The sequence below is a fragment of the Shewanella sp. Isolate13 genome, from assembly GCF_022398325.1.
GTDB lineage: Bacteria > Pseudomonadota > Gammaproteobacteria > Enterobacterales > Shewanellaceae > Shewanella.
The window spans coordinates 67,067-93,860 of sequence record NZ_JAKEVD010000012.1; the positions used below are offsets into that span (position 1 = coordinate 67,067).

Here is a 26,794-nt window from a genome sequence, read left to right on the forward strand (position 1 = left end):
TTTTAACAGTGCCCGCTAGCTAACAGCAATTATTTATCCAGCAAGTTGTATTTCTTTAAGATCCCGCGCAGTTGATGGTAGCTTAGCCCCAGTAGTTCAGCGGTTTTCTTTTGATTAAATTGCCCGGCTTCTAACGCTTGTTTTAAGATGCGTACCTCACCTTGCTCACAGTGGGTTTTAAAGTCGATAGGAAAGCTTAACGAGGCCTCTGTTTGAGGGCCATTGTTAGCACTCACTACTGTATTGCAATCGGCTACACTAGGCTTGGCATCGCTTGATGGCGTTTGTTGGCGTTCTTTTGTTTTGACACGCTTAGTTGGTCGGTAAGGTGAAGCGAATGGGTCGATAATTATCTGTTCTATCGCGGCATTGGTATCGGCGTTTCGATAGACGCTACGCTCGACCACGTTTTTAAGCTCACGAATATTGCCCGGCCAATGATATTCCATTAGTTGCCGGGAGGCAGCGCTGCTAAAGCCTTCAAACAATTCCAATTTTAGCTGTCTTGCCATGCCTACTGCGAAGTATTCTGCTAACGGCATGATATCTTCCGCTCTGTGCCTTAATGGTGGCAAAGTGATTACATCGAAAGCCAGCCTATCGAGCAAGTCCGGTCTAAATTCACCCGCTTCAGCTAAAGAGGGCAAATCTTCGTTAGCGGCGCAGATAAGCCGAACGTCTGTTTGCACGGTTTTGCTGCCGCCGACCCGCTCGAACTCGCCGTACTCAATGACGCGGAGTAATTTTTCTTGAATAAGGCCAGAGGTATTAGCCAGTTCATCTAAAAATAGTGTGCCGCCATCGGCACGTTCAAAACGGCCCTCATGTTTCTTATTGGCGCCGGTAAATGCCCCTGCATCATGGCCAAATAGTTCACTTTCTAGTAAGTTTTCACTTAAGGATGAACAGTTGAGTTTAATAAAGCTCTGATCCCAGCGCTTGGACAAATAGTGTAATCGCTCGGCGATAAGTTCCTTACCTGTGCCGCGCTCACCAATAATTAATACTGGCTTAGATAAAGGCGCCACTTGTGAAATATGTTCAAGGACTTCCAATAGGGCATTGGACTGTCCGATAAGATTATCTTGCTGAAATTGATTGGTCACAGTAAGTTTTAGTCTTTCACGCTAATTATTGGTGAAAATAATAATATGATGCCCAGTTTATAAATGAAAGAAAAAGTTAAATATTTGTTTAAGTGTATGTATAGTATTGAAAAGTTAAAGTTGGCACGGAATATGGATTGTAATTATCGAATCCAACGTTAATTTAGAGGAAATCATTATGGGAATCTTTTCACGCTTTGCAGACATCATTAACTCGAATATCAGTGCATTACTCGATAAGGCTGAAGATCCGGAAAAAATGGTACGTCTGATCATCCAAGAGATGGAAGATACGTTAGTTGAAGTGCGCTCTACCTCTGCAAAAGTTTTAGCCGAGAAAAAAGAGATCATTCGTCGTATCGCTAAAGTGCAAGAGCAAGTACAAGATTGGGAAAGCAAAGCTGAGCTAGCCTTATCGAAGGACCGTGAAGATCTTGCTAAGGCGGCTTTAGTTGAAAAGCAAAAAGCCAACGACCTAGCGCAAAGTCTTGCCGATGAGTTAATTGTGGTTGAAGAGCACATTTTACGTCTTAAGGATGAAGTGAACTTACTGCAAGAGAAATTAGCCGATGCTAAGGCGCGTCAAAAGACCATTATCATGCGTAAGCAGACAGCTTCATCTCGTTTAGAGGTGAAAAAGCAGCTTGATTCAAGCAAGATTGATAATGCGATGAATAAGTTTGAGCAATATGAGCGTCGTGTAGAAAGCCTTGAGTCCCAAGTTGATTCTTATGATTTAGGCAATAAGAAGACGCTTAATGATGAGTTTGCAGCGTTAGAAGCTGAAGATTCAGTGAATGCAGAGCTTGAGGCGCTTAAGGCGAAAATGAAGGGAAGCAAAACCAAAGCTAAGTAATAAACGAGATCAGAGGTAAGTTATGAACATGGATATTTTGATAGCCCCAATTATTGTTTTTCTGGGATTTGTGGCTCCGATATGGCTGATACTTCATTACCGCAGTAAGCGACAGGTTAGCCAGGGACTTACTGAAGAAGAGTTTAACCAGCTAAATGAACTAATCGCTAAGGCGGATAAGATGTCGCAGCGCATCGAAACCTTAGAAGCCATCTTAGATAGTGAGGCACCGCAGTGGAGGAGTCGTAATGATTAAACATAATCGACTCATTGCAGTAGGTAAGCGTCACTATTTAATGAACTAACAAGGAGGAAGTAGAGATGAACGAAGGCAATAGAACGTTATATCGAATTCCTCAGTCGGGTAAAATTGCGGGTGTTTGTGCGGGCATTGCAGATTACTTTAATTTTGAGACTTGGCTAGTCAGAGTGTTAGCCGCTTCCATCTTTCTATTAGGTGGTTCGGGGATTGTCCTGATTATCTATGTGCTGCTTTGGATGATATTGGATATCAAACCTGGCACAGGGAAGAATGATTCTCTAAATAAAGAAATTGGACTAAAGAAGAAGGTTTGGCAGTCTGGCGAACCAGCTAAAATGGCATTAAGGGATGTGAATAGCCAGTTTAGAGCGTTAGAGGTACGGTTACAGAACCTAGAGCGCCATGTGACTTCTGATAACTACGATCTTAAAGATCAAATTAACAATTTATAGTCAATCATCTATAGCCAATCATCTATAGTTCAATGACGGGGCAGGCTATACTGCCCTAGAACTATCTCATTACGGGTTTCACTTCATTTTATGGCGAGTCTTAAACAGTCACTTAGAAAACTCGGTAAGAATACTCAAGCCGTCGCGCTAAGAACCACAGATAGAAATTTACGATTAGCGGTCACGGGGTTAGCCGGAGCGGGTAAAACAGCCTTTATTACAGGGTTAGTTAATCAACTGCTTCATTCCGGCATTGCCGAGACAAGCGCTCAATTACCTTTATGGCAAGTTGCTAGAGACGGTAGACTCTATGGCGTTAAGCGCGACATGCAGCCTGACTTGACCATCCCAAGCTTTAATTATGATGGGGCAATAAAGTCCTTAACGACAGAACCGAAATCTTGGCCTGTTTCCACCCGCAATATTAGTGAGCTACGACTCGCTATTAAGTATCGTCCTGCAAAAGGTCTGTTAGCTAAAGTCACCGATAGTGCGACCCTGTATTTAGATATTGTCGACTATCCAGGAGAGTGGTTACTGGACTTGCCGATGCTAAAGCAGTCATTTCAGCAGTGGTCTAATACGCAGCTCGAACGAAAATCAGTCTTTGAGCGTTCGATGCATTTTAGTGCCTTCTCACAGGCGCTAGATAGTGTCGATCTTGCAAGCCCTGCCGATGAACTGAAGCTGCAGGAGATAGCAGACCTTTACCAAAACGTATTACAGGACTGCGTGAGTAATCATGGATTTTATTACGCGCAGCCCGGACGGTTATTATTACCAGGTGAGTTAGATGGCACACCCGTGTTGGCCCTATTTCCTCTGATTAATATCGATGATGAAGGGGTTCAATCGTTGGAGCAGTCACAGTCCAATAGCTTTTATCACACCTTAAAGCGGCGCTATAAAGAGTATGTCAGCCGTGTGGTTAAACCTTTCTATCAGGATTACTTTGCCAAGTTTGATAGGCAACTGGTATTGGTTGATTGTTTTACGCCGCTTAATCGTGGCCGTGCTCAGTTTGATGATATGAAGTCGGCGATTCATGCGGTGATGGAAAGTTTTCACTTCGGTCAATCGAGTCTACTGAAGCGATTATTCTCACCTAAAATCGACAAGTTACTGTTTGCCGCAAGTAAGGTTGACCATGTGACGCGAGATCAGCAGGGCAATGTATTGTCACTGCTAACTCAGCTTGTGCATCAGAGCCAACAATACGCCAAATTTGAAGGCTGCGAAGTCGAGACGATGGCAATCAGCGCGATTAAGTCAACCAGTCACGGCATGGTGAAGCAAGATGGCAGAGAGATTGAAGTGGTTCGGGGCTGTGAGCTTGGCCAACAGCAATCTGTGACGCTGTTTCCCGGAGAAGTGCCTAAGTCTCTACCCGCTGCCGATTTTTGGGATAAGCAGGGATTCGAGTTTATCAACTTCGCCCCCGCTACTAATCAACATATCCAGCGCAGTAATGCCGATTTTGAGCACATACGTTTAGATCATGTGTTGCAGTATTTGCTGGGAGATAAGTTAAAGTGATTTTGAGTAAGTGAGTCATTATGTCACACGGTGATAATTCCATAAGAAAGCAGCAGCGATTTGATAGCGATGCTAACGAACCAGAACCCAAGCTTGCCCACGGCGTCAGCTTCGAGTCCAAAGTTGAATTTATTGAAACTGAAACGATAGCCGAACCTGAGCTTAATACCCTTGTCGATGAGCATTTCTGCGGTTTTGAACCCGTTGATTTAGAGCAAGACAAACCCGCTAAGGCTAAACGTAGCTGGTTAGGAAAATTATGTTTAGCTGGCGTTGCAGTGGTGATTTCAGTAGAAGCCTTTTTGGGGCTGCAAGCGGCTTTTACACAAAGTAGTTGGTTATTCGGCTTATATGCCGGTGTAACGGCATTAGTCATGCTTTGGGCGGGCAAAGTAACCTTTGTGGAGTGGCGTAAGCTTAAAGCACTTAAACATATCGAAGATAGCCAATCCATAGGTAACCGTTTAGTGCACAGTATGCAGATGGGGGAGGCGGACCCTTTCATCGATGGGATTGCTGCTAAGTTGCCAAAAACTACCGAACTAATGAAGTTCGAACAAAGTATCACGCCAGAGCATAATGATGCTGAGAAGTTGATGTTATTCGACTCTATTGTCTTAACCGAGCGAGACTTAGTCGCTAAGAAAATCGTGCGTCGTTTCGCTCAGGAATCGGCATTGCTCCTCGCAGCTAGCCCGCTAGCGGCATTGGATATGGCAATCATTCTTTGGCGTAACCAGAGCATGATTAATAAGCTTGCCGCTTGCTATGGTGTGGAGCTTGGCTATTGGAGCAGAATAAAGCTGATCCGCAGTATTATCGGCAATATCATCTATGCTGGTTCAAGTGAGATCATTACTGACTTAGGCACCCAGTTATTGTCGGTTGAGATGTCAGGTAAACTGTCGGCGAGACTCGGTCAAGGTTTAGGTGGCGGGCTATTAACCGCAAGACTCGGTTATCAAGCCATGGCATTGTGTCGTCCGCTTGAGTTTAATGCCCAGTCTAAGCCTAAACTCTCTGGGATCCATAAAGAACTGCTGCTTAGTTTGAAAGAGCTCTCGGCGAGCGTACTGTCTAAAACTGTGAAAGCCGAAAAGAGTAAAGTCCATAAAGACTAATTGTTATCGAAAGCTAAATGATATCGAAGCGGCTTACCTAAACTAGAGCTCACTATAGCTAGAGCTAATCACAGAAGTCCACATAGAAAGTCCAGTTCATCATAGGCCGCCAACCTGCGGCCTAATCATTCTCTATCCACCCCTTGCAACTTATTCGTTTGTAACAATCGCTTTACAACTAGATTGAGGCAAATCGTATTCAAATAGTATGATCTTTATCCAGACTAGTTCATCTTGGTTGCGAAACTCACACCAACCTTTGCTGTTTCAATCGTTCTTCTGAATGGGTTGGTTAATTCAGCCAAAAATATTTGCAAAGAACTGATATCAACAACTATTAAAAGATCAGTCGTCATCAAGTTGGGAGAGCATTATGCAAGATAGATGGCAGCTTGCCACAAAAGTGATCCATGCGGGACGTGAACGTAATGAGTCCGGCGCACTAGTGACGCCTCTGTGCCAGAGTGCGACATTCGTATTTGACAGCGCCGAGCAGGGCGCGGCGAGGTTTTCGGGGAGTGAGCAAGGTTATATTTATACTCGATTAGGCAATCCAACAACGGCGGAGCTTGAGCGTAAAATTGCCGCCCTAGAGGGCAGTGATGCCGCTGCTGCAACCGCTTCAGGGATGGCAGCGGTGTCGGCAGCCTTATTAGCAAACTTAAGTCATGGCGATCATTTAGTGGCATCCCATGCCGTCTATGGCTGTACCTTCGCCTTAATGACTTCACAACTGGCTAAGTTTGGCATAGAGGTTACTCTGGTTAACTTTATCGATGAAGCCGCCATTGAAGCCGCGATAAAGCCTAACACTAAAGTCCTATTTTGCGAGACGCCTGTTAATCCTCATTTGAATGTCTTTAACCTCGATGTTATCGCACAGATCGCTAAGGAGCATAATCTTGTCAGCATAGTGGATAACACCTTTATGACGCCTCTGCTGCAGCAACCGATTAAACATGGCATCGACATCGTTATTCACAGCGCAACAAAGTATCTCAATGGTCACGGTGACGTGATAGCGGGGATTGTGTGCGCCAGTTTTGCACAGATGGAAGTGATCAAGTTTGAAGTGCTTAAGGATGTTGGCGCGGTGATCTCCCCCCATGATGCCTGGTTGATTTTGCGAGGCCTAAAAACTTTAGATGTGCGCCTCGAGCGCCACTGTAATAATGCGGAGAAAGTGGCGAGCTATCTTGAGCATCATCCAAAAGTGTCAAATGTGTACTACCCAGGGCTTGAAAGCCATGCAGGGTATAAATTGCTAGGCTCACAGATGCGTAGAGCGGGCGGCGTTATCGCCTTTGAGTTAGATGCGAGTCTTGAGCAGTCAATCAAGTTTATAAATCAGGTATCACTGTTTTCTATTGCGGTAAGCCTTGGGGATGCGGAGTCATTAATTCAGCATCCAGCATCGATGACGCACTCACCCTATACCGAAGAGGAGCGAATTGCTGCTGGGATCACCGATAATCTATTGAGGATCTCTGTCGGTCTCGAGTCTGTGGAGGATATTATTCAGGCTCTTGAAGGTGGTTTAGCAAACTTGGGCTAGATGCGAGAGAAGAAAGCCCTGCCAAAGAAAGGCAGGGCAGGAGTTTTTAAATTTCCCAGAAAGTATGGGCGATGATATAGAGCACGACCATGCTGATAAAGTTGATAATCACACCCGCCTTCATCATCTCAGACTGTTTGATATAACCAGAGCCATAAACGATGGCATTAGGTGGTGTCGCAACAGGTAGCATAAAGGCGCAAGAGGCGGCGATACCGATCAATACCGAAAGCATCACCGGAGAGAGACCCAGCGCTTCGGCGATGGCGGCAAACACCGGAACCAACAATGCCGCACTCGCTGTGTTACTGGCAAATTCTGTCAGCATCACTACGAAGGCGATGACTGCAAAGGTAAATAGCGCCATATGGGTGTTACCGAAAATGTCGGTGATCCAGTGAGCTAAGAACACACTCGTGCCAGTCGCTTTTAACACAGCGCTTAAGGTTAATCCGCCCCCGAACAGGATGAGTACACCCCAATCAGTTGTCGTTTCGATTTTTTTCCACTTAACTAGGCCTAGACCGGCTAAAAGTACGACTGCGCCGAGTGCCACAATGGTGTCGAATTTTGCGATTCCACCTAGGGCTTGAGAAATGGGCTTACTGAAGATCCAGCAACATACTGTAGTGATAAAGATCAGCAGCGTGAGTTGTCCTTGAAAAGTGAGTGATTGCTTCTCAGTTTTGACTTCGCAGATCATAGAGAGATCCGGCTTAAAATACAGGTAGAGTGCAATGAGCATCATCGGCAGCATGATAGCAACGGTGATCAGGCCGAACTCAAGCCAATCGGCAAATGAAAGACCTACTTGAGCCGCCGCGATAGCATTTGGCGGACTGCCGACTAAAGTACCAATACCGCCAATATTTGCCGAATAGGCGATACCTAATAGCAAGAACAGATAGGTACTCTTATGTTTCTTGATATCGATCTGGTGCAAGATCCCAAGTGCTAGTGGTAACATCATCGCAGTCGTTGCGGTGTTACTGATCCACATTGAAAGACCCGCGGTGATCCCGAATAGCATCAAGCAGGCGACAGACAAGCGTCCTTTTGATGCTCCCAGAACTTGTTGGGCAATTAATTTATCTATACCTTGGTAATTTAGCGCGGCCGCTAGTACAAATCCGCCGAAGAACAGATAGATAATGGGGTTAGCAAAGTTGCTCATGGCCGCTTGGGTTTCGAATACACCAAATAGCACAGCTAGAATAGGAATTAAAATAGCGGTGACACTGATATGAATTGCTTCTGTTAGCCATAATATTGCCGCGAACACTAGCATTGCTAAGCCTGTGTTGACGCCTTGCTCGAAGGGAAGGAAGTTATACATCAAAAATAACAGCAGGATATCTGCAGCGAGAATGACGATGTTCTTCTGCTGCTTTGACATTTTGCCATCAGTATTATCGGGTACTTTTGTTGATTCAAATGACATTGGAATGTCCATTATTATTTTAGGTTGGCTCACTCTAGTCTAGGTTTACTTAAGTTCAAAATTTTAAACTCGGTTAAAAACTTTCAAGTTTGACCTGCTTTTAATGTGCTACTCATCACGCTTGCCCCGCAATTTAAGATACCTATCACCTTGGCTTGTTTTGTTATTTCGAAATTAATCTGTCAAAGGGGCATTTAATACAGAAGTCATGCAAGTTACTGAAAGTTAGCTGTCATGCTCTAGCTGTGATCGTGATCACTTTAATCGTCAGCGTCATGTGATGCTTGTCCGTTATTGGCTGAAACCGAGGTCATGATCTACATTAACATTGTGGCTAAGGAAAAGGGATTGAGGCCACACCTTTAAGGATAAATAAAAGGAGAAGTTCATGAATAAAGTATTTTTGTCTGTTTTATGCCTATCTAGTGTATTAATGTTCCCCGCTTTAGCGGAAACTAAAGTGGCAGAAATGCCAACCTCCCAGCAGCAAGCCAAGCAATCAGTAGCTAAGTCAGAGTTGATTAAGATTAATAGCGCGACGGCAGAGGAGTTATCGACTCTCAATGGTATTGGTGAATCGAAAGCTGCCGCAATCGTGGAATATCGAAAAACTCATGGGAATTTCAGTTCTGTCGAACAACTGACTAACGTAAAGGGGATTGGTGAGAAATTGATTGAGAAAAACCGCAGCCAATTAAGTTTGTAACGATTTTCGCTTGTAAATACCCTAAAAGCCCTTTTTAAAAGGGCTTTTGTTTATAGAATCATCGATCAAACCAAAACCGGGCCAAGTTGGGCGATAATCACTTGATTGATGGCGGTGCATGGTAGATAATGCAGCCGTTCTTTGGAGTTACCCTCCAAAAGAAATCAGTGGTGACCCTAGGGTCCCCCCGCAATGATAACTTGTGAACTCGGCCAGGCCTGGAAGGGAGCAACCGCAGCAAGTGACTCATGTGCCGGGGTGCGGCTCTAGGGGAGCCTCCAAAACTCCCCTCTAAAGTAATAAACCCCTGATTTTAATAGATTATTTGACTGACCACTTTAGTTGTAACCTATAAATCGACCTACTTGTACAATTCGTGTGTACCACCTTGTCAGAGTATATAGCGTCTTGGCTTACGAGGGAGCAACCGCAGCAAGTGACTCATGTGGCTGATATAGTCAATGTGCGGCTCTAGGGGAGCCACCAAAACCCCCTTTTAAAGTAATAAACTCCTGATTTTAATGGATTATTTAACTGAAAATTTTAGTTGCAACCTATAAATCGACCTACTTGTACAATTCGTGTGTACCACCTTGTCAGAAAATATGGCGTCTTGGCTTACAAGGGAGCAACCGCAGCAAGTGACTCATGTGGCTTATATAGTCAATGTGCGGCTCTAGGGGAGCCTCAAAACTCCCCTCAGTTCTTAAAATTCAACTGTTTACCTTAAATTTATAAGATGATGCTGCAAGTGGTACACTTGGTGGTACATATTGGCTATTCAAATTTATCAATCTCGTCATAACATTTGGTGTGAGCGAATAGTCGTAGCTAAAGAATAGATACGCCCACTTAAAAAGGTGTGAGCTTGGTTAGTAAGTGTTTTATAACTGCTCAATAGGTGGGGGGGGGCAGAGGCACTCAGGAAGCGACTGGGTGACCTTTTCAGTGAGGCAACACTTAGCCCGAAATTATTTGGCTTAAAATCAATTGTTATGAAGCTAATTGTTTTGAAATTAAATAGCCTGGAATTTGTTTTAAATTAAAAACTTAGCACTATCAAGTCAATTGTTTATTAGCATCTTTTAGGAAAGCGCGAGACTTCTCTAGTGCTTGTTGAATTTCCGCTTTCATCTGTTGCAGTTCGTTATAGTCTTCAAAGAAGTAAGTATCGACTAAATGGCGGATGTAACGGACAGGGAGCTGGTTTAGAGTGACACAACAGAGATCGGCTAAGTAGTCCTCTGGTAGTTCATCCAGCAGGCCCTCATCAGAAAGCTGCTCGAGTAGTAGTACTTCATAGTAGTTTCTAATTTCTAGTTGCATATAACGCTCCTTGTTTGGTGCTATGGGCTGCTTACAATATAGTGCGCGCCTATAAGCTTGAACCTGTCGATTGCCAGATGCTATTGGCGGCAATAAAAAGTTGGCTATGAAGCAGACTGAGTTTTACCATGTCTTTACTGTAGCCCCCTCCAATAACACAAGCAATGGGTATTTTTGCCATTTTTGCTTGGCGGATGACTTCATTGTCGCGCTCACGGATCCCAGCTGTTGATACATCGAAGTAGCCTAGGTTATCGTCTGTATGAATATCGACCCCAGCATCGTAAATAATGAGATCCGGTTTATGCAGTCGAATAAGATAGGCAAGGGTCTGCTTAACCGTTTCTAGATACTCCTTATCACTCGTGCCTCTTGAGAGCTCGATATCGTAGTCTGATATCTGTTTTCGCGCAGGGAAGTTCTGCTGGCAGTGGATTGAGCTGGTGATAATCTCATCGTGTGATGTCATCATGGTCGCCGTGCCGTCACCTTGGTGGACATCACAGTCGAAAATAAGCACGGTTTCAATATTGTCAATTTGCAGACTATATACAGCGGCGAGGGCGAGATCGTTAAAGATGCAGTAGCCACTGCCAAAGTGCTGGTGGGCATGGTGGTAGCCGCCACTTAAATGCAGAGCGCAGCCGTGTTTAATGGCTAGCTTACAGGTGAGTGCGGTTCCTGCAACTGAGTATAGGGTTCGCTTGACTAAGTGCTCGCTCCATGGAAAACCGATGCGACGCATTATTTTGCTATCCAGTTCACCTGAAATAAAGTCTTCCACATAGCCTTGCTCATGTAATGCTGCGAGATATTCAAAATCGGCTTTTGTCGGAGAGATAAATTGAGATGGCGTAGCAATACCTTGGTTAAGTAGGTAGTCGTATAAGGCGTGGTATTTGCTGATTGGGAATCTATGGTTGGAGGGTAACGCCAGCTGAGAGTAGCTGGCGTGATATACCAAAGGGAGCGTGCTCAATTTAGAGTCGACTCTGATAATTTCTTTACAAATGCTTTAAAACAATAGCTTAAAGTTGTTTAATTGCCCAGCTCATGAACTCTTTGCGAGTCTGCTCGTCGGCGTGTAACCACCAGTACTGTAACATCTGCTCGGCTTTTGCTGCATCTTCGGCTGAAGTAGCGGGTGTTGTTGCGTTAGCAGCAGCAACTGCTGGCATAGTCGCAGCTGCGGCTGGAGAAGGCTTGCTTACAGGGGCTGTTGGTGCAGGTGTTACAGCTGCTGCGGAGCCCGTAACTGCTGCGGCCTCGGCATCGATGTCAGTTGCGTCATTACCACTGAATAGGCGAGAAACAAATGACTCTTCGCTAATGTTGGTTTGGGTTACTTTGTAGTTAACTAAACCGTTATCTTCGCGGATCACAACAACTTGTGGCGCTTTGGCGAAGCTTTTAGGGTTTTTGACAAATTCGCCGTCGGCTGGCTTTAGCTGATAGCTAAAATCACCGTCGACATCGATTGTCACGATAAAGGCGTTAGACTTTACATTGGTTTCACTGTCGCTAAAGTCGTCTTCAACAAGATCGTTATAGCGGATGGCAATCTTGTGAGTACCTTTATCTAGTTCAATCTCTGACTTATGGTTAAACAGGCTAGTCTTAATCTCTTGGCCATCGACTGCGATGTATTCAAAAGCCATTGGGATGTTGAAATCAGCGGCAAAAGCGGCTGAAGAACCACATAGAGCAAGAAGTGCGGTAATGGTTAAACGTGGTTTCATTTTTGTTCCTTAACGATTTTGACTCTTAAAAGGTCGCTCGAATAGTTGGATGCGATCTTCAATATAGCTGGTAGCTTGCCGACACTTACCGAGACGACTGTGCAGAGTAAGGATCTCATTCTGCAACTTGATTTTGTCAGCACTATGACAGTTTTCAAGAGAAGATTGCAAATTTTCAATTTTTTGTTCAATAATCTTAGCCCAGTTCAAATGTTTATTAAGCTCTTCATAGAGTTGATGGCTATTTTGCATCACATTTGAAGCGATCCAGCTGAAACCACTTTCGTTGTGAGACTTAATGCCTCGCTTAATGGCATAGGCTCGGCGGCTGCGTTTTTCCTGTTCAATGGACTTAACATTGATGCCTGTGGTTGATAAGGCACGCCTGAGCGCACTAAACCTATCTTGTATTTTCTCGCAGCTTGAGATGATGGTGTAAGGCGAGCGTTTAGCCTTCAGCAGTTGCTCAAGTTGGGCAATACTCTTGGCTAGCTGGTCGATACAGGGCTGAAGTTGCCCGCCAACTTGAATAAATAACTCGTTGTTGAAACGTTCGACATCTTGCATCATCTTACGTTGACCTGGCGGTAAGCGAGAGTCATGTTGCAACACTTCCTGCTCTAGTTGTTTGAGCTGTAACTTGAGTTTTCGAACCAGTTCGTCGGTTGTCATAACCATGCACTCCAAACTAACTGCGCCGCTATTAATAGTATAACGGTAATGAAAATAGGGCGTATAAACGGCAGACCAAACTTAATGGCTGAATGGGCACCGATATAGGAGCCAGCCATCATGCACACCCCCATAGACAATCCTATGGCAAGGTTCACCTTTCCTAATGCGATGAAGATTATCAAGGAGGTTAGGTTGCTGGTAAAGGTCATGGCTCTGGCGAGTCCACAGCTATAAAGCAAGGGTAGCTTGTGTAAGCCTGTGCTCGATACAGTCCAGAAGGCTCCAATGCCTGGTCCTGCAAAGCCATCGTAAAAACCTAAGGGCAGCCCCTGTAGCCACTGTTTAACTTTGCTTTTGGCCTTAGTGGGAATTTTGTGATTGCTATCGCCCATGGCATTAGGTTGAAACAGAGTATAAAGGGCAATGGTAATGATCATAATGGGCAGCCACTTTTCTAACCAGCTGTTATCGATGAGATAAACGATAAAGGTACCCATTACTGCGCCGATAAAAGTGGCAATAAAGGTGTGGTACCACAAAGCGGGCGAAAACAATCGCTGCTTATAATAAGTATAAGCAGCCATTGATGAGCCAAAGCTCGCCGCGAGCTTATTGGTTCCTAGCGCTAAATGCGGTGGTACGCCCATAGTGAGCAATGCCGGAATCGATAATAGTCCGCCGCCGCCCGATACTGCATCGATAAATCCAGCAATAAAACCCACTAATGCGAGTATGGCCCAGCTACTAGGGTCGAGAAGTAAATCCAAAGCGTGTCCTATTCAATCACACGGCGAAACGGCGGTAGAGCATCTAGCAGGGATTTTCCGTAGCGCTTAGTCACTAAGCGTCTGTCTAGAATTGAAATCCGACCGTAATCTTGTTCTTTACGTAATAATCTACCACAGCTTTGCACCAGTTTGCGTGAGGCATCGGGGATTGTAAGCTGTAAAAACGGGTTTCCGCCTTTTATCTTGATGTATTCTGAGTGCGCTTGCTCCACGGGGGAGGTTGGCACTGCAAATGGCAGCTTAGTAATAATCAAATTGGTCAGATAATCTCCAGGTAAGTCGAGTCCCTCTGAGAAGCTGCCAGTACCAAAAATAATGCTTGGCTTGCCTTCATCACAGCGGGCCTTATGTTGCTTTAAGAGCTCCTGCCTCGGCGCCGTTCCCTGAATGAGCAGACCTGTTTTGATTTTGCTCTCAACTAAGTCGGCGACTTTCTCCATCTGCCAGTATGATGCAAACAGCACTAAGCTTGCCATCTCATCTTCGACTAGGGCAATAATGTGCTTTGCGAGCTCATCCGTATATCTATCATCTGTTGGCTCACTCTCCATCTTAGGCAGGAACAGGGTCGCATTTTGCTCAAAGTCGAACGGTGAATCTAAGGCTAGGTAACGGCTACCGTCATTGATGGATAATCCAACCTGGTGAGTAAAATGGTTGAAGTTATTTAGTGCTCTTAAGGTCGCACTACATAGCACCACGCCGGCTGCCTTGTCCCATAGTAGGTTCTCCAGCATAAAACCGACTTCGATCGGCGAGGCGTTGAACAGATAGTCGGATTGTTTACCTGTTAGCTGCTCAATCCAACGAGCCATGGGGGCACCCTTTGGGCTATCTTCTTTGGCCATCATCTTCCAAAGTTTCTGAAGATTTTCTAATCGCTGCAGCATAAAGCCTGTTTCGGATAGCAGAGCCTCCGATTGATGCTTAGGAATTTCACCGTCTTTAATCGCCTCATTTAGTAAGCTCAGCATCTTATTAAACTGCTTTAGCGCGACATTAGATGCGGTGGCTAGGTTCTCTGCTTGTACTAATAGCGCAGGCGGCAGCTTTCCATGCTCGAAGCGAAAGCGACTCTCTGGGTTATCAAACCTAGCAGCTTGAGTATCACAAAATTGGGCGACTTGGTTTAATAGTCCGGTGATATCGCCAATATGATCGAGCATGGCTTGCGCCGGGGCAATAATATGGTTGCTCTTAATCTGGTTTTGTAACTTGCTGGTGGTCTTGCTGAGTTTTTCAAGCCAGTCATTTGCACCGCGCACGGTTGCCTGAGCACTACTAAAGTCCCTAGCAACGATAGGAAGGTGGTGTGCCTCATCTATGACATAAAATAGCTCTTCAGGATCGGGCAGGATGACGCCACCACCCAGCTCTAAGTCGGCAAAGAGTAGGCTGTGGTTAGCGATCAGTACGTCCCAAGTATCGATATCTTCGCGCGCCTTATGAAAAGGGCAGTTACGATGGCTGGCAAGTTGGCGGTGACAGCTGTGTTTGTCACAGGCTATTTGCTGCCACAGATGATCGGGCAGTGGCTTGGTCAATGTGTCACGCTCACCGTTCCAAAGGCCAGACTGATAATCTTTTAATAAGCCTTCGAGCATATCGACCTGGCTCTGATCGGGCTTGGTCTGCCACATCGCCATTTGGCTGCTGTTATCTGGGCCAACCAGCATCTCAAGTTTAGATAAACAGACATAGCGTTGACGACCTTTCACAAGGCCAAAGGTAAAGTCGAGTCCGGATTGCTGTAAAAAGAACGGCAGGTCTTTATGCAGTAACTGCTCTTGCAGCGCAACGGTTGCGGTTGCGATACAGACTTTTTTCTTACTTGCGAGCGCGAGCGGTATAGAGCCTAGAATATAGGCCAACGACTTACCGATCCCGGTGCCGGCCTCAACCACTATGATGCGACGGTTCTTGTCATATTCGCCCGCAAGCGTTTTTGAGATCTCCGCAACAATATAGTTCTGCTCTCGGCGAGGGCGAAAGTTAGGCAGTGAGCTAGAAATGCCTTTATATATAGTACGAATTTGAGTTTTAACGTCTGCGGATAACATGAATGCACTAAGCTAATAAATAGTGCTGTACATAATAACAGTGATTACTTAGCCTAAGAAGCGTTTAGTGATTAATAGTGTATTTAATTGAGTGAAAACGATGAATTCAGGTTCGGGTGAGCAACAACTTATCAAGGGACGGGTGTTAACTCGTCATGCTCTACATAGGCAGGGCAATTTAGTGTTGCAGTATTTTATTCAGACCGAATCGGGGCCAGTGACTGTAGAGCTGTCCAATCAAGAGTATGTGTGCTTTGTATCGGAAAGTGATGCGAGCAAATTACTTTTGAGCCCAGAACTTAGGGGCGTTCGGCGCAGTACTGTCGGCCTTAAAAGTTTTACTCACACACCCGTAGAGGCACTTTATTGTGCTGATGGCCGTCAGCAACGAAACTTGATTAGAGCGGCAAAAGATCTCGATATTGAGTTATTTGAAGCCGATATTAAAGCTGAACATCGATTCCTAATAGAACGTTTTATTGCGTTGGATGTGGAGTTTTATGGTCAGTTTGTTGAGCGTTCAGCGGCCAATAGCTTCTCTTCCCGTTCATCACCGTCTTTGCAGCAGGCTCAGTACCAGCCGCTATTTGTAGCTAGTAGAGCTCGCCACTCTAAGTCGACGATAACGCTTAATGCCATCTCTTTAGATTTTGAGTGCAGTTTCTCTGGCGAGCTGTACTCCGTTGGTTTATATGGCCAAACACCAGATGCTTGTGTTTATCAAAAGGTCATTATGGTCGGGGAGTCGCAGGAGTGTGAGTCGAATTACATTGAGTGGGTTGATGACGAAGCTGCTTTAATCAAGCGTTTGATAGTTTGGTTTCAAGAGTACGATCCTGACATCATTATCGGCTGGTCGGTAGTGACCTTCGATCTGGCTCTGCTCTATCGCCGCGCAAAATACCATGGTATTGCACTTAATATTGGTCGCGATAATCATCCACTGAGTTGGAAAGTCGAGGATAAGTACCGTCCTGAAACGCTATCGCTACCAGGTAGGGTGGTGCTCGATGGCATAGACTGGCTTAAAGCGGCGTTTTATCAGTTTGAGCGCTACTCACTAGAGTTTGTCTCACAAGCATTACTGGATGAAGGCAAGGCAATCCATAATGTTGATAATCGTATGGGGGAAATCAACGATCTGTTTTTTAATGATAAACCAGCACTGGCACACTATAACCTTACCGATTGCCGATTGGTGTGGGATATTTTTGAAAAGACTCACTTATTTGACTTTGCGATAGAGCGAGCCAAATTGACGGGTCTCGAACTGGGACGCGTTGGGGCGTCAGTTGCTGCATTTAATAACTTATATCTGCCTCATCTGCATAGAGCGGGTTATGTGGCACCGAGTCAACCGATAAGTGATGGTATAGAAAGCCCCGGTGGCTATGTGATGGACTCAGTGCCTGGTTTGTATCGACATATTTTGGTGTTAGATTTTAAAAGCCTTTACCCATCGATTATCCGCACATTCTTGATTGATCCTAAGGGCTTGGTTGAGGGGCTTAACTTAAGCTGTAATCAAAACCTAAGCTCTGGTCAAGAGCTTAGCAAAACCGTGCCAGGTTTTCTGGGAGCGCAGTTTAGTCGTGACAAGCCCATTTTACCTATGTTGATTAAAAATCTGTCAGAGCAAAGGGAGCAGGCCAAGCTAAATCAAGATGGGCCTCTGTCTCAAGCGATAAAAATCATCATGAACTCTCTATATGGCGTTCTCGGCTCCAGAGGCTGTGTGTTTCATGATGCAAGGCTAGCGAGTTCGATCACCATGCGTGGTCACGAAATAATGAAACAAACGAGGCGTTGGATAGAAGCTGAAGAATATGAGGTGATCTATGGCGATACAGATTCAACCTTTGTCTGGCTAGGTGATGATTTTGAACAGGCGAATGTGCAGCAAACTGGTAAGGCGCTAGCACAGAAGGTGAATCAATTATGGGTTGATAAGCTTAGCAGCGAATTTGAACTTGAGAGCTTCTTAGAGCTGGAGTTTGAAACCCACTTTGAGCAATTTTTTATGCCCACACTACGAGGCTCGGTAGAAGGTTCTAAGAAGCGCTATGTGGGAACTAAGCGAAATAGTTTAGGTCACTCGGAGCTTATCTTTAAAGGCATGGAACAGGTGCGCAGTGATTGGTCGCCACTCGCAAGGCGAATTCAATATGAGTTGTATGAACGATTATTCCAACAACAAGATGTTGAGTCTTACTTGAGAGATACCGTAGATAAATTAAATCGTGGTGAGCTCGATAACGAGCTGGTTTTTGCAAAACAGTTACGCAGAGATCTCGAGGAATATACTGCTAAGTCGGCTCCCCATTTGAAGGCAGCCCGTAAGCTATGTGACGCCACTGGCGATCCCCTGTACGGTAAACGTGGGGCTAGAATTGAATATGTCATGACATTAAATGGTGCCGAGCCAGTTCAACATACAACGGCATTGATGGACTATAACTACTACCTTTCTCGGCAATTGGAACCCATTGCTGAACCTATACTTTCAATATTGAAAACTACTTTCAACCAGGTTACCACTAATCAAATGTCGTTAATTTAGGGGGTGGGAAATTAATGGGGTGCTAATTTTGTGTTAACAGATGGTTCAAAGTCTCGCTATTAGTGTGTTTGCTGGTTAATTCAGTGCAAAATCTAACAAATAATGTGATGTTCGTCTTTGAGTGGTTGCTAATCTTTTGCTAATCTCGAATTCTATCAGGAAAGAAAGAAAACAACGGAACGGATGACAATTTGAATGAAGCAGACTGAACAATATTAAGGTTAGGCAAATAAATGAAAAAGACTCTAGTAGCATCGGCTTTGGCCGCAGTGATATTTGTACCAACAGCATCAGCAATTGAAGTTTATAAAGATGACAAAAACGCGGTAGAAATTGGTGGTTATGTTGATGCTCGTGTCATCAACACTCAAGGTGCTACAGAAGTGGTTAACGGCGCGTCACGTATTAACTTCGGTTTTACTCGCCAGATGACTGATGGCTGGAAAGCTTTTACAAAACTAGAGTGGGGCGTTAACCCATTCGGTAACACAGACATCGTATACAATAGTGATAGTACATTAGAATCTCAAAGCGGTGATTTCTTAAACAACCGCTTAGGTTATGTTGGTCTTGCTCACGATACTTACGGTTCGATCACTATTGGTAAGCAGTGGGGTGCATGGTACGACGTAGTTTACAACACTAACTACGGTTTCGTATGGGATGGTAATGCTTCAGGTACTTATACATACAATAAGGCTGACGGCGCTGTAAACGGTACTGGTCGTGGTGACAAGACTGTTCAATACCGTAATGCATTCGGCGACTTCAGCTTCGCACTTCAAGCTCAGTTAAAGCAAGACTCGTTTGAAGTTGATGAAGTTCCAAGCGCTTCAAACCCAGCATTCCCAGCAGACTTCATGTCAGCTAAAGTTGCGGGTGTTAACACTTCAGATGCTGTGACAACGGTTGAATATAACTACACTTACGGTGGTTCTGCGACATACAACGTAACAGAAAACCTAGTAGTGACTGCTGGTTTCAACCTAGGTGAGTTTGAAGCGACAACTTCTGCAGGTAAGCGTCTAACTGAAACTGACTCTATCTATGGCTTAGGTGCGAGCTGGGGTAACTGGGGCGGTGAAGGTGTTTACGCTGCATTCAACGTAAACAAGCAAGAGTTCCACGACACAGATAATCTAGGTCGTATGATGCCAGAAGCATGGGGTCTAGAATCTCTAGCTTCATACAAGTTCGATAATGGCATCCGTACTTTCGTTTCTTATAACATCCTAGAAGCGGGCGATGAGTACGAAGCTGCATACAATGGTGACGTATTCAAGCGTCAGTTTGCTGTAGCAGGTGTTCACTATGTTTGGGATACAAACACAGTACTTTACCTAGAAGGTCGTAAAGATTTCAGTGACTTCACAAGCACTGACAAAGCTCAACAAGCAGCGATGGAAATCTCTGAAGATGACGGTATCGCAATCGGTATCCGTTACACACTTTAATTTGTTTAATTAATAGTGATAAAAAAGCGCCTTTAAAGGCGCTTTTTTTGGCCTAAATATTTTTGAAGAGGGCGATATTAACCAATACGAATGTTGTTTTGACATCTGGCATAAGCCGAAAGCAAAGTTGGATCTAACTAGGACTCTCTGAAACCATCAATATATCGAGGTGCAAACATAGCTTTAGTGTACTGTGAGCCTCTTACTACCTGCTAATAAATAATATCTCAAGCGAGAGGGTGACTATTTATAGACCAAAATAGTTTGTTGCTTGACGGGAAATAATGACGTTAGCTCGAGTTTTTGGTTGGTCACAAAATTGACGCTGCCGAATTAATAGGCAGTTGGTGCGCGCCTTGATGTAACCAATATTTTACAAGTGTGCATATTTGTATCGGTCTTAATGTGTTTATATGATTAAAAAACAATCTCAAAAGTGAAGGTTACCACGTGAACTTGAGGATGTGTGAGTTGTTTTTCTGAATAGTTAACTGGCGTTTTTGACCATAGCTTCAGTTCGTATTACCCTCGAACTTTTAAACTGGGTTATATTGTTTCTCTTTATTTTTTAGTTGGTTACGTAACTGGCTCCCCTTTGTGCGTGTAAAGTACCTCAGTTGTTACCGAATAGCCTTTCTTAAGCTGCGGCCACACCAAAACCTAAATCCGTTATCTTTTAATGACCTAAATAAGCGTTATGTAGTTAATCTATCTCTAAATATAAAACCTGTATCTATATATCGTTTCAAGTGTTGTAAAAATGTTTCGATTGTGTTTTTATTTGTGTGCGTTTCGCGAGGGTTGTAACTTATTGTTAAAGAAGTTGCTTGCGTAACTAAAAAAATAAAAGAGAGTCCAGGGAGATTTACAATGTATAAGAATAACTTTCTAGCTAACTCTGTGCGTTTAGCGCTAGTTAGTGGCGCAATGACAGCAGCCTTTACCGCTCCAGCGGCATTAGCGGCAGAAGAAGATACTGTTGAACGTATAGAAGTAACAGGTTCAAGAATTAAAAGAACAGATTTAGAAACGGCATCACCAATGACGACCATTACAGCCGAGCAAATGGCTGTGCAAGGTATTCAGGATGTGGGCCAATTCCTACAAAATAGTGCTGTTATGTCTGGTTCGCCAGCGATGACAACCACTAACAACGGTGGTAGTGGCGGTACTTTTGTAGAGCTTCGTGGTCTAGGTTCTTCACGTACACTTGTTTTAGTCAATGGCCGTCGTCCAGTATCCTCTGACTTCCAATCAATCCCAAGTTCAATGATTGAGCGAATTGAAGTATTAAAAGATGGTGCTTCAGCGACATATGGTGCAGATGCTGTAGCGGGTGTTGTTAACATTATTACTCGTCGTGACTTCGAAGGAATCGAGGCTACTTTCCAGACGAGTAACTCTTTTGATGTTGATGTTAATAAACAGAATAGTTTCAGCTTAGTTGCTGGTAAAGCATTCTCTGACGGTCACATGGTTGTTGGTGCAGACTATGTTAAGCAAGATGCTGTTTACCAAGGTGACACAGATGTAGATTTTTTAAATAATCCTTGGGTTATTTGGGGAGCTGATGCCGAAGAGTCATTTTGGAAAAATGGTCTAATTGGTGAAGGTCCAGATTCAAATGCATACTTCCTAGGTAGTGGTTCAACGCCATGTGGTCAGTACTATTTGGCTTCAGGACCAAGCCAAACAAATGGTACATGTGACGGCGGTATTGCTTCGCTAGATGATATGCGTGACTTTACCGATGCCGACACATATAACTACAACCCGGTAAACTATTTGCAAACACCTTACGAAAAACTGAACTTTTTCGTAGAAGGTCACTTCGATTTTAACGATAATGTATCTGTTTACTCAGAAACACGTCTTAACCACCGTAAGTCACGTCAAGAGCTTGCAGCGGTTCCATATGACACTCGTTATGACCCTGCATATTCTGGCACTACTCCTGATGGAACATCATTCAATGGTGTTTCAAGAGATAACTTCTACAACCCGTTTGGTGAAGATGTTCTACGTTCACGCCGTCGTATGTTAGAAGGTGGTCGTAGCTTTGAACAAGATGTGACTCGATTCCAGCAGGTTATTGGTTTCGAAGGTGATCTTGGTGATAATTACTACTACGATGTGAACTACAACTATGGCCATAGTTCAACAGCATCGACTGACTTTGGTCAGCTATATGGACCGAACCTTGCTAAGGCGATGGGACCTTCGTTCCAAAATGCTGACGGTGATATCGTGTGTGGTACACCAGATGCGCCAATCGAAGACTGTGTTTCAATGAACGTGTTTGGTGGTCCTGGCTCTGTAACTCAAGAGATGCTTGATTACGTTTCAGCTCCATTAATTGACTCTTCAACATACACTCTTCAAACAGTTACAGCATTCGTAGGTGGTGATCTGTTTGATTTACCAGCTGGCACCGTTTCGGGTGGTGGTGGTTACGAATACCGCAAAGAAGAACTTAACGCAGTTAATGACTCTGGTAAGTTCATGGGTGAAGTAACTGGTAACAAGGGTAAAGGAACTTCTGGTTCCCTAGAAGTTAATAGTTTATTTGCTGAATTTGTTATTCCTGTATTAGCTGAACTTCCTGCAGTTGAGCGTTTAGACTTAAAGGCTGGTGTTCGTTACGATGACTTTGACGCATTTGATTCTTCTACGACATATCAGCTAGGCCTAGAATGGGGAATTATCGATGGTCTACTATTCCGTAGTACATACGGTACAGTTTTCCGTGCTCCAGGCATTTATTCATTATACGCTCCTGAATCTGATTCGTTCCCAAGCGCAACAGATCCATGTAGTTCAGGTAACTGGGCTAACCTAGATGCAACTCAACAGGGTAATTGTACCGCTGCTGGCGTCCCAGTAGGCGGTAGTAACAACAGTGACTCACAACAGTTGGCGCAAGTTGGTGGTAACACTGAGCTACAGCCTGAAGAAGGTGATACATTTACTGTTGGTCTAGCATACTCTCCTAACTTTATCGATGGGTTAGGTTTAACAGTCGATTACTGGGCTATTGAACTAGACGACGTTATCGACTCTATTGGTGCGGCTGATTCGTTAGATGGTTGTTACTTAGGTGGTGTTGCTACTTTATGTGATAATGTCGAGCGTACTAATGGTGAAATCACATATATTAACGAGAAGTCAGTTAACCTAAGTCGTATGACTGCTAAAGGTCTTGATATCGAAGCTAACTATGCGTTAGAAGCATTAGCGGGTGATTTCGCATTCAACCTTTCTTGGACTCACTTCTTAGAGCGTGAAAACCAAGTTTATAATTCGTCAACTAATACGTTTGAAATGGAAGATCTAAATGGTCGTTTCAAGAATGACACTAGTTATGCGACTGATAAACTTAACTTTACAGCGGGTTACACTTGGGAAGATCTTTCTGTTAACTACAACATGAACTATATCTCAGGTCTTGAGTATGATGATCTAACATATTGGGGAACAACTCCTAATGATCCAGATGACCCAAGTAAGGGTAATCACCAATATAAAGTTGATTCATTTATCTACCATGATGTAACTGTAGCTTATAGCTTTGATTTTGGTACGAAGATCAGCGTTGGTGTAACAAACATCTCTGATGAGCAACCTCCTTATATCGAGCCTGCGTTTAACGGTAGTACTGATGAGAGTACATATCGTCTATTTGGACGTAGCTGGTTTGCTCGTATTAGCCAGAAGTTCTAAGCAAGCAATATAGGTAAACTTATTAAAACCGCTAATATCTATTAGCGGTTTTTTTTTAGCTATAAAATACTTTCTTCAAAGTGTCACGCTTTACTGGTGGGGAGTTGGGTGATTATGAGGTTAAGGGGTCTCCTGCTGAGGGGATTTTATTTAATTTGCCCTCATCATAATGAGATTGGCTAATGCACGTGTAGCTTCAAATCATTAGAAATGTATACAATAACGATATGTATCGTAACGACTAAGTACAAAGCTGTCTCAGAGTTCAACAGCTAGTAAAATGAGTTCCAGTCCAATGTTTTTATCAGCTAGAGGTTGTGGAACAAGCTAATTAAGCGTGTATTTTAAGTAAATTATTTACTGGTTATACCAGTGTGTGTTAATAGGATGTTAAATCGCAATTAGTGCTTCACCTTTGGTTTTTCCTTTTTCTTACAGCTGCTTACGTGTTTTGTCTGATGTGTTGCATTTTGTTGTTTTCAATTTCTTTTACACACTTACCTTAAAAAAGTCACTTCTGATTGTTTTCCATCCTTTAAGCTCGTTTTCTGATAGTTTTTGCTGTTTCCAAATGTTGACACAGGTCAACATTTTGTGAAATGATGCCAGCGGGTCTACATCCTCGAAGATGTAGAAAAGGGAAGATAATAATTAACAATCACAATAGAAAGACAGGCTTAGGCAATAGGGAACTAAAGCAAAATAAGCGTACGCACCCTGTTGTCGATAAGTTAAAGCTTTTTTAATCACTTCAAATTGGTTGGGAACTATGTCCAAGGTAAGCAATAAAACAAAAATCGCTACAGCGCTCATTGGCGCACTAGCCTTAGCAGGCAGCAACTTAGTGATTGCCGATCCTCTTTCTGATGTTCAGAAAGCTGACGCTAAAATTCACGCGGAAGCCGCAACATCTCAAAAGAAAGTCGATAAGTATTTTGACCAGGCTCAGGACATGTTGTTCGAGTACGGTTCAGTTGCTGATGAACGTGAATCACTAAAATCTTATAACGACTACGTAGCAGGTCTGGTTGCAGACCAAGAAGCTACCATGAAATCTATTCAAGATGACATCAACGGTGTCGATGCATTACGTCAAGGCGTAGTGCCATTGATGTTCAAGATGGTTGATGCATTAGAGCAGTTTGTTGCTCTTGACCTTCCATTTAACACTGAAACTCGTGTTGCGCGTGTTGAAAACCTAAAAAATCTACTAAACAGTGCAGAGGTAACTCTGGCAGAAAAGTATCGTCTAATCCTAGATGCATACTCAATTGAACGTGAATATGGCGGTTTCGTTGCCGTTAAGACTGGTCAGCTAAACCTAGATGGTAAAGAAGTACTTGTAGACTTCTTCAACCTAGGCCGTGTTGCACTATATGCTCAAAGCTTAGACGGTAAGTCAGCTTGGATGTATAACGATGAAACTAAAGGCTGGGATAAGTTAGAAGATAGCTACCTACGCGAACTAACTAAAGGTATTCGAATTGCACGTAAACAGGGTGCACCGGATCTATTCTCGTTACCAATTCCTGCTGCGGAGGCTGCACAATAATGAAGAAGTTTATCACTACAGCAATCGTTGCTGCGAGCCTGTCATTAACGGCCGGTATTGCTCATGCTGCAGACGCACCTAAAACTATCGATCAACTACTTGACCAAGTAAAAGTTGAGCGTGCCAATGCATCAAAGACAAATGCGAAGCGTGAGCAAGAGTTTAAAAATGAACGTGGCGACAAAGCTGCACTGCTAAAGCGTGAAAAGGATGCTTTAGCGGCAGAGCGTCAACGCGGTAAAGACTTAAACCAAGCGTTTTTGGATAACGAGCGTAAAATCGGTCAGTTAGAAGAAGACTTAAAAACGGCTCAAGGTGACTTGGGTGAAATGTTTGGTGTTGTTAAAGGTGATGCGGGCGACTTCGCTGGTAAGCTAGCGGGTTCTAACATCTCTGCACAGTATCCAGGTCGTGACGTATTTATCGCTGACCTTGGTGCACGTAAGCAGCTTCCAAAAATTGACGAGCTAGAGCGTTTCTGGGAAGAGCAGCTGTTTGAAATGGCTGAGTCTGGAAAGGTTGTTAAGTTCGAAGGTTCTGTAACTGGTATCGATGGTAGCGTGACTAACACGACTATCACTCGTGTAGGTGCATTTAACCTTTTAGCCGATGGCAAATATGTTGTTTATAACGCAGACCTTGGTCTAGTTCAGGAGCTTTCACAGCAACCTGACGGCTACCAGACTAAGCCTATCGCTGCGTTTGAAGCGACATCTTCAGGTGCTGCAAAGCTTTATATCGACCCGATTAGAGGCACGCTACTTAACATCTTCACTGGTAAAGCAACGATTGAAGAGCGTATTGAAGCGGGTGGCACTATCGGTTACATCATTATGGCTCTACTAGCACTCGGTGCGCTTATCTCTATCGAGCGTCTAATCACACTAGGTGTTGTTGGTGCTAAGGTTAAGGCTCAGCGTAAGAACATTGATAATCCAGGTAACAACGCATTAGGTCGTGTACTTAAAGCTTACCAAGATAACAAAGATGTCGACGTTGAGACCCTAGAGCTAAAACTTGACGAAGCGATTCTGAAAGAGACACCAGCACTTGAGTCACGCATCTCAATCATCAAGGTTCTAGCGGCTATCGCGCCTATGATGGGTCTACTCGGTACAGTAACGGGTATGATTGCAACCTTCCAAAGCATTCAGCTGTTTGGTACCGGTGATCCTAAGCTAATGGCGGGTGGTATCTCTATGGCACTGATGACTACGGTTCAAGGTCTAGTTGCAGCACTACCTCTAATGCTTATGCATGCAGTGGTTATCGCACGTAGCAAGTCTATTGTACAAGTACTTGAAGAGCAAAGTGCTGGCATTGTGGCAGCGCACGCTGAGAAGAGGAAAGACTAATGTTATTCCTGATGGATATCTGGGATTCCGTCAGGGGCTTCATGGCCTCCGGAGGCGACGTCCTCTGGTTAGTGGCTGGTGTATTGTTTGTTATGTGGGTATTGATGCTTGAACGCTACTGGTATCTAAATTGGGTATCACCAAAACAGCACAAAGCAATCATTACGGCATGGGAAGCACGAGAGGATTCAACCTCTTGGTATGCACACCGCATCCGTGAAGCTTGGGTATCCCAAGCGAAGCAAGATTTAACTGCACGTATGCTGATTATCAAAACTTTAGTAGCAATCTGTCCAATGATAGGCCTACTAGGTACCGTAACAGGTATGATTTCAGTATTCGATGTGATGGCAGTTCATGGGACGAGTAATGCTCGTATGATGGCAGCTGGTATTTCAATGGCGACCATGCCGACAATGGCGGGAATGGTAGCAGCATTATCAGGCGTATTCTTTAGCACACGTCTAGATGCAAAAATGAAAATCAGTTTAGCAAAGCTAAAAGACAGCATGCCTCACCACTAGAGAGAG

21 protein-coding genes and 1 other RNA gene are annotated in these 26,794 nt (G+C 44.1%); 14 read left to right on the top strand and 8 right to left on the bottom strand.

The annotated features are described in order from the left end of the window. Positions 1-29: 29 nt before the first annotated feature. Entirely contained in the window at positions 30-1,106 is a 1,077-nt protein-coding gene (gene pspF, locus L1D44_RS10065; RefSeq protein ID WP_239890318.1) for a phage shock protein operon transcriptional activator, read from the bottom strand. 178 nt (positions 1,107-1,284) lie between these two features. Between pspF and pspA the strand changes: the two genes are divergently transcribed. The 6 genes from pspA (at position 1,285) to L1D44_RS10095 (ending at position 6,888) form a co-directional block, all read left to right on the top strand. After that, entirely contained in the window at positions 1,285-1,962 is a 678-nt protein-coding gene (gene pspA / locus L1D44_RS10070; protein WP_202721515.1) for a phage shock protein PspA, read from the top strand. 22 nt (positions 1,963-1,984) lie between these two features. Continuing rightward, a complete protein-coding gene (pspB, locus tag L1D44_RS10075; protein ID WP_220768183.1) occupies positions 1,985-2,218 on the top strand; it encodes an envelope stress response membrane protein PspB in 234 nt (77 codons plus the stop codon). A 65-nt stretch (positions 2,219-2,283) separates the two neighbouring features. After that, positions 2,284-2,676, top strand: a complete 393-nt coding sequence (pspC, locus tag L1D44_RS10080) for an envelope stress response membrane protein PspC (protein ID WP_239890320.1) — start codon at positions 2,284-2,286, stop codon at positions 2,674-2,676. A gap of 90 nt (positions 2,677-2,766) precedes the next feature. Continuing rightward, positions 2,767-4,212 (top strand): YcjX family protein, encoded by a 1,446-nt coding sequence (locus L1D44_RS10085; RefSeq protein WP_239890322.1) that lies wholly within the window; start codon positions 2,767-2,769, stop codon positions 4,210-4,212. A gap of 20 nt (positions 4,213-4,232) precedes the next feature. Further along, positions 4,233-5,333, top strand: coding sequence for a TIGR01620 family protein (locus L1D44_RS10090; protein WP_239890324.1), 1,101 nt, complete (start codon positions 4,233-4,235; stop codon positions 5,331-5,333). 373 nt (positions 5,334-5,706) lie between these two features. Further along, complete coding sequence (locus L1D44_RS10095) at positions 5,707-6,888, top strand: aminotransferase class I/II-fold pyridoxal phosphate-dependent enzyme (protein ID WP_239890326.1); 1,182 nt, start codon at positions 5,707-5,709, stop codon at positions 6,886-6,888. A 46-nt stretch (positions 6,889-6,934) separates the two neighbouring features. Here the strand turns inward: L1D44_RS10095 and L1D44_RS10100 are convergent, their stop codons facing one another. Then, the gene (locus tag L1D44_RS10100; RefSeq protein ID WP_239890328.1) at positions 6,935-8,329 is read right to left on the bottom strand and encodes a DASS family sodium-coupled anion symporter; all 1,395 of its coding nucleotides are present in this window, start codon (positions 8,327-8,329) and stop codon (positions 6,935-6,937) included. Positions 8,330-8,717: 388 nt separating this feature from the next. Here L1D44_RS10100 and L1D44_RS10105 point away from each other — a divergent pair, with 388 nt between their 5' ends. Both L1D44_RS10105 and ffs read left to right on the top strand, forming a co-directional pair. Beyond that, the gene (locus L1D44_RS10105) at positions 8,718-9,035 is read left to right on the top strand and encodes a ComEA family DNA-binding protein (RefSeq protein ID WP_239890330.1); all 318 of its coding nucleotides are present in this window, start codon (positions 8,718-8,720) and stop codon (positions 9,033-9,035) included. Positions 9,036-9,211: 176 nt separating this feature from the next. Continuing rightward, positions 9,212-9,308: signal recognition particle sRNA small type (gene ffs, locus L1D44_RS10110), an RNA gene on the top strand. Positions 9,309-10,094: 786 nt separating this feature from the next. Here ffs and L1D44_RS10115 read toward each other — a convergent pair. Genes L1D44_RS10115 through dinG form a run of 6 tightly spaced genes read right to left on the bottom strand, consistent with a single transcriptional unit; the run spans position 10,095 to position 15,623 of the window. Continuing rightward, positions 10,095-10,361, bottom strand: coding sequence for a late competence development ComFB family protein (locus L1D44_RS10115; RefSeq protein ID WP_239890332.1), 267 nt, complete (start codon positions 10,359-10,361; stop codon positions 10,095-10,097). Between the two features lie 49 nt (positions 10,362-10,410). Beyond that, entirely contained in the window at positions 10,411-11,340 is a 930-nt protein-coding gene (locus L1D44_RS10120) for a histone deacetylase (protein ID WP_239890334.1), read from the bottom strand. 49 nt (positions 11,341-11,389) lie between these two features. Then, positions 11,390-12,100 (bottom strand): DUF2057 domain-containing protein, encoded by a 711-nt coding sequence (locus L1D44_RS10125; protein ID WP_239890336.1) that lies wholly within the window; start codon positions 12,098-12,100, stop codon positions 11,390-11,392. 9 nt (positions 12,101-12,109) lie between these two features. Continuing rightward, positions 12,110-12,772 (bottom strand): primosomal replication protein, encoded by a 663-nt coding sequence (locus L1D44_RS10130; RefSeq protein WP_239890338.1) that lies wholly within the window; start codon positions 12,770-12,772, stop codon positions 12,110-12,112. Then, positions 12,769-13,542: a TSUP family transporter gene (locus tag L1D44_RS10135; protein WP_239890339.1), complete on the bottom strand. Its 774-nt coding sequence runs from the start codon at positions 13,540-13,542 to the stop codon at positions 12,769-12,771. Before L1D44_RS10135 ends, L1D44_RS10130 begins: the two co-directional genes overlap by 4 nt. 8 nt (positions 13,543-13,550) lie before the next feature. Then, positions 13,551-15,623 carry an ATP-dependent DNA helicase DinG gene (gene dinG / locus L1D44_RS10140; protein ID WP_239890341.1) on the bottom strand — a complete coding sequence of 691 codons (2,073 nt, stop codon included), beginning with the start codon at positions 15,621-15,623 and terminating at the stop codon, positions 13,551-13,553. 100 nt (positions 15,624-15,723) lie between these two features. Between dinG and L1D44_RS10145 the strand changes: the two genes are divergently transcribed. The 6 genes from L1D44_RS10145 (at position 15,724) to L1D44_RS10170 (ending at position 26,788) form a co-directional block, all read left to right on the top strand. Further along, complete coding sequence (locus L1D44_RS10145; protein ID WP_239890343.1) at positions 15,724-18,183, top strand: DNA polymerase II; 2,460 nt, start codon at positions 15,724-15,726, stop codon at positions 18,181-18,183. A 233-nt stretch (positions 18,184-18,416) separates the two neighbouring features. Beyond that, positions 18,417-19,637: a porin gene (locus tag L1D44_RS10150; RefSeq protein WP_239890345.1), complete on the top strand. Its 1,221-nt coding sequence runs from the start codon at positions 18,417-18,419 to the stop codon at positions 19,635-19,637. 870 nt (positions 19,638-20,507) lie between these two features. Then, complete coding sequence (locus tag L1D44_RS10155) at positions 20,508-23,357, top strand: TonB-dependent receptor (RefSeq protein ID WP_239890347.1); 2,850 nt, start codon at positions 20,508-20,510, stop codon at positions 23,355-23,357. Between the two features lie 769 nt (positions 23,358-24,126). After that, entirely contained in the window at positions 24,127-24,909 is a 783-nt protein-coding gene (locus L1D44_RS10160) for a DUF3450 domain-containing protein (protein ID WP_239890349.1), read from the top strand. Continuing rightward, positions 24,909-26,264, top strand: coding sequence for a MotA/TolQ/ExbB proton channel family protein (locus tag L1D44_RS10165; protein ID WP_239890351.1), 1,356 nt, complete (start codon positions 24,909-24,911; stop codon positions 26,262-26,264). Before L1D44_RS10160 ends, L1D44_RS10165 begins: the two co-directional genes overlap by 1 nt. Further along, positions 26,264-26,788, top strand: a complete 525-nt coding sequence (locus L1D44_RS10170) for a MotA/TolQ/ExbB proton channel family protein (protein WP_202721488.1) — start codon at positions 26,264-26,266, stop codon at positions 26,786-26,788. The genes L1D44_RS10165 and L1D44_RS10170 overlap by 1 nt, the downstream gene beginning before the upstream one ends. The last annotated feature ends 6 nt before the right edge of the window (positions 26,789-26,794 follow it).

Bases quoted from the DNA above. Each gene is read 5' to 3' on its own strand.
- pspA (WP_202721515.1), top strand. From the start codon at position 1,285: ATGGGAATCTTTTCACGCTTTGCAGACATCATTAACTCGAATATCAGT.
- L1D44_RS10125 (WP_239890336.1), bottom strand. From the start codon at position 12,100: ATGAAACCACGTTTAACCATTACCGCACTTCTTGCTCTATGTGGTTCT.
- L1D44_RS10085 (WP_239890322.1), top strand. From the start codon at position 2,767: ATGGCGAGTCTTAAACAGTCACTTAGAAAACTCGGTAAGAATACTCAA.
- L1D44_RS10150 (WP_239890345.1), top strand. From the start codon at position 18,417: ATGAAAAAGACTCTAGTAGCATCGGCTTTGGCCGCAGTGATATTTGTA.
- L1D44_RS10105 (WP_239890330.1), top strand. From the start codon at position 8,718: ATGAATAAAGTATTTTTGTCTGTTTTATGCCTATCTAGTGTATTAATG.
- L1D44_RS10160 (WP_239890349.1), top strand. From the start codon at position 24,127: ATGTCCAAGGTAAGCAATAAAACAAAAATCGCTACAGCGCTCATTGGC.
- L1D44_RS10165 (WP_239890351.1), top strand. From the start codon at position 24,909: ATGAAGAAGTTTATCACTACAGCAATCGTTGCTGCGAGCCTGTCATTA.
- L1D44_RS10095 (WP_239890326.1), top strand. From the start codon at position 5,707: ATGCAAGATAGATGGCAGCTTGCCACAAAAGTGATCCATGCGGGACGT.
- L1D44_RS10115 (WP_239890332.1), bottom strand. From the start codon at position 10,361: ATGCAACTAGAAATTAGAAACTACTATGAAGTACTACTACTCGAGCAG.
- L1D44_RS10100 (WP_239890328.1), bottom strand. From the start codon at position 8,329: ATGTCATTTGAATCAACAAAAGTACCCGATAATACTGATGGCAAAATG.
- L1D44_RS10130 (WP_239890338.1), bottom strand. From the start codon at position 12,772: ATGACAACCGACGAACTGGTTCGAAAACTCAAGTTACAGCTCAAACAA.
- L1D44_RS10145 (WP_239890343.1), top strand. From the start codon at position 15,724: ATGAATTCAGGTTCGGGTGAGCAACAACTTATCAAGGGACGGGTGTTA.
- dinG (WP_239890341.1), bottom strand. From the start codon at position 15,623: ATGTTATCCGCAGACGTTAAAACTCAAATTCGTACTATATATAAAGGC.
- pspB (WP_220768183.1), top strand. From the start codon at position 1,985: ATGAACATGGATATTTTGATAGCCCCAATTATTGTTTTTCTGGGATTT.
- L1D44_RS10155 (WP_239890347.1), top strand. From the start codon at position 20,508: ATGTATAAGAATAACTTTCTAGCTAACTCTGTGCGTTTAGCGCTAGTT.
- pspC (WP_239890320.1), top strand. From the start codon at position 2,284: ATGAACGAAGGCAATAGAACGTTATATCGAATTCCTCAGTCGGGTAAA.
- L1D44_RS10090 (WP_239890324.1), top strand. From the start codon at position 4,233: ATGTCACACGGTGATAATTCCATAAGAAAGCAGCAGCGATTTGATAGC.
- L1D44_RS10170 (WP_202721488.1), top strand. From the start codon at position 26,264: ATGTTATTCCTGATGGATATCTGGGATTCCGTCAGGGGCTTCATGGCC.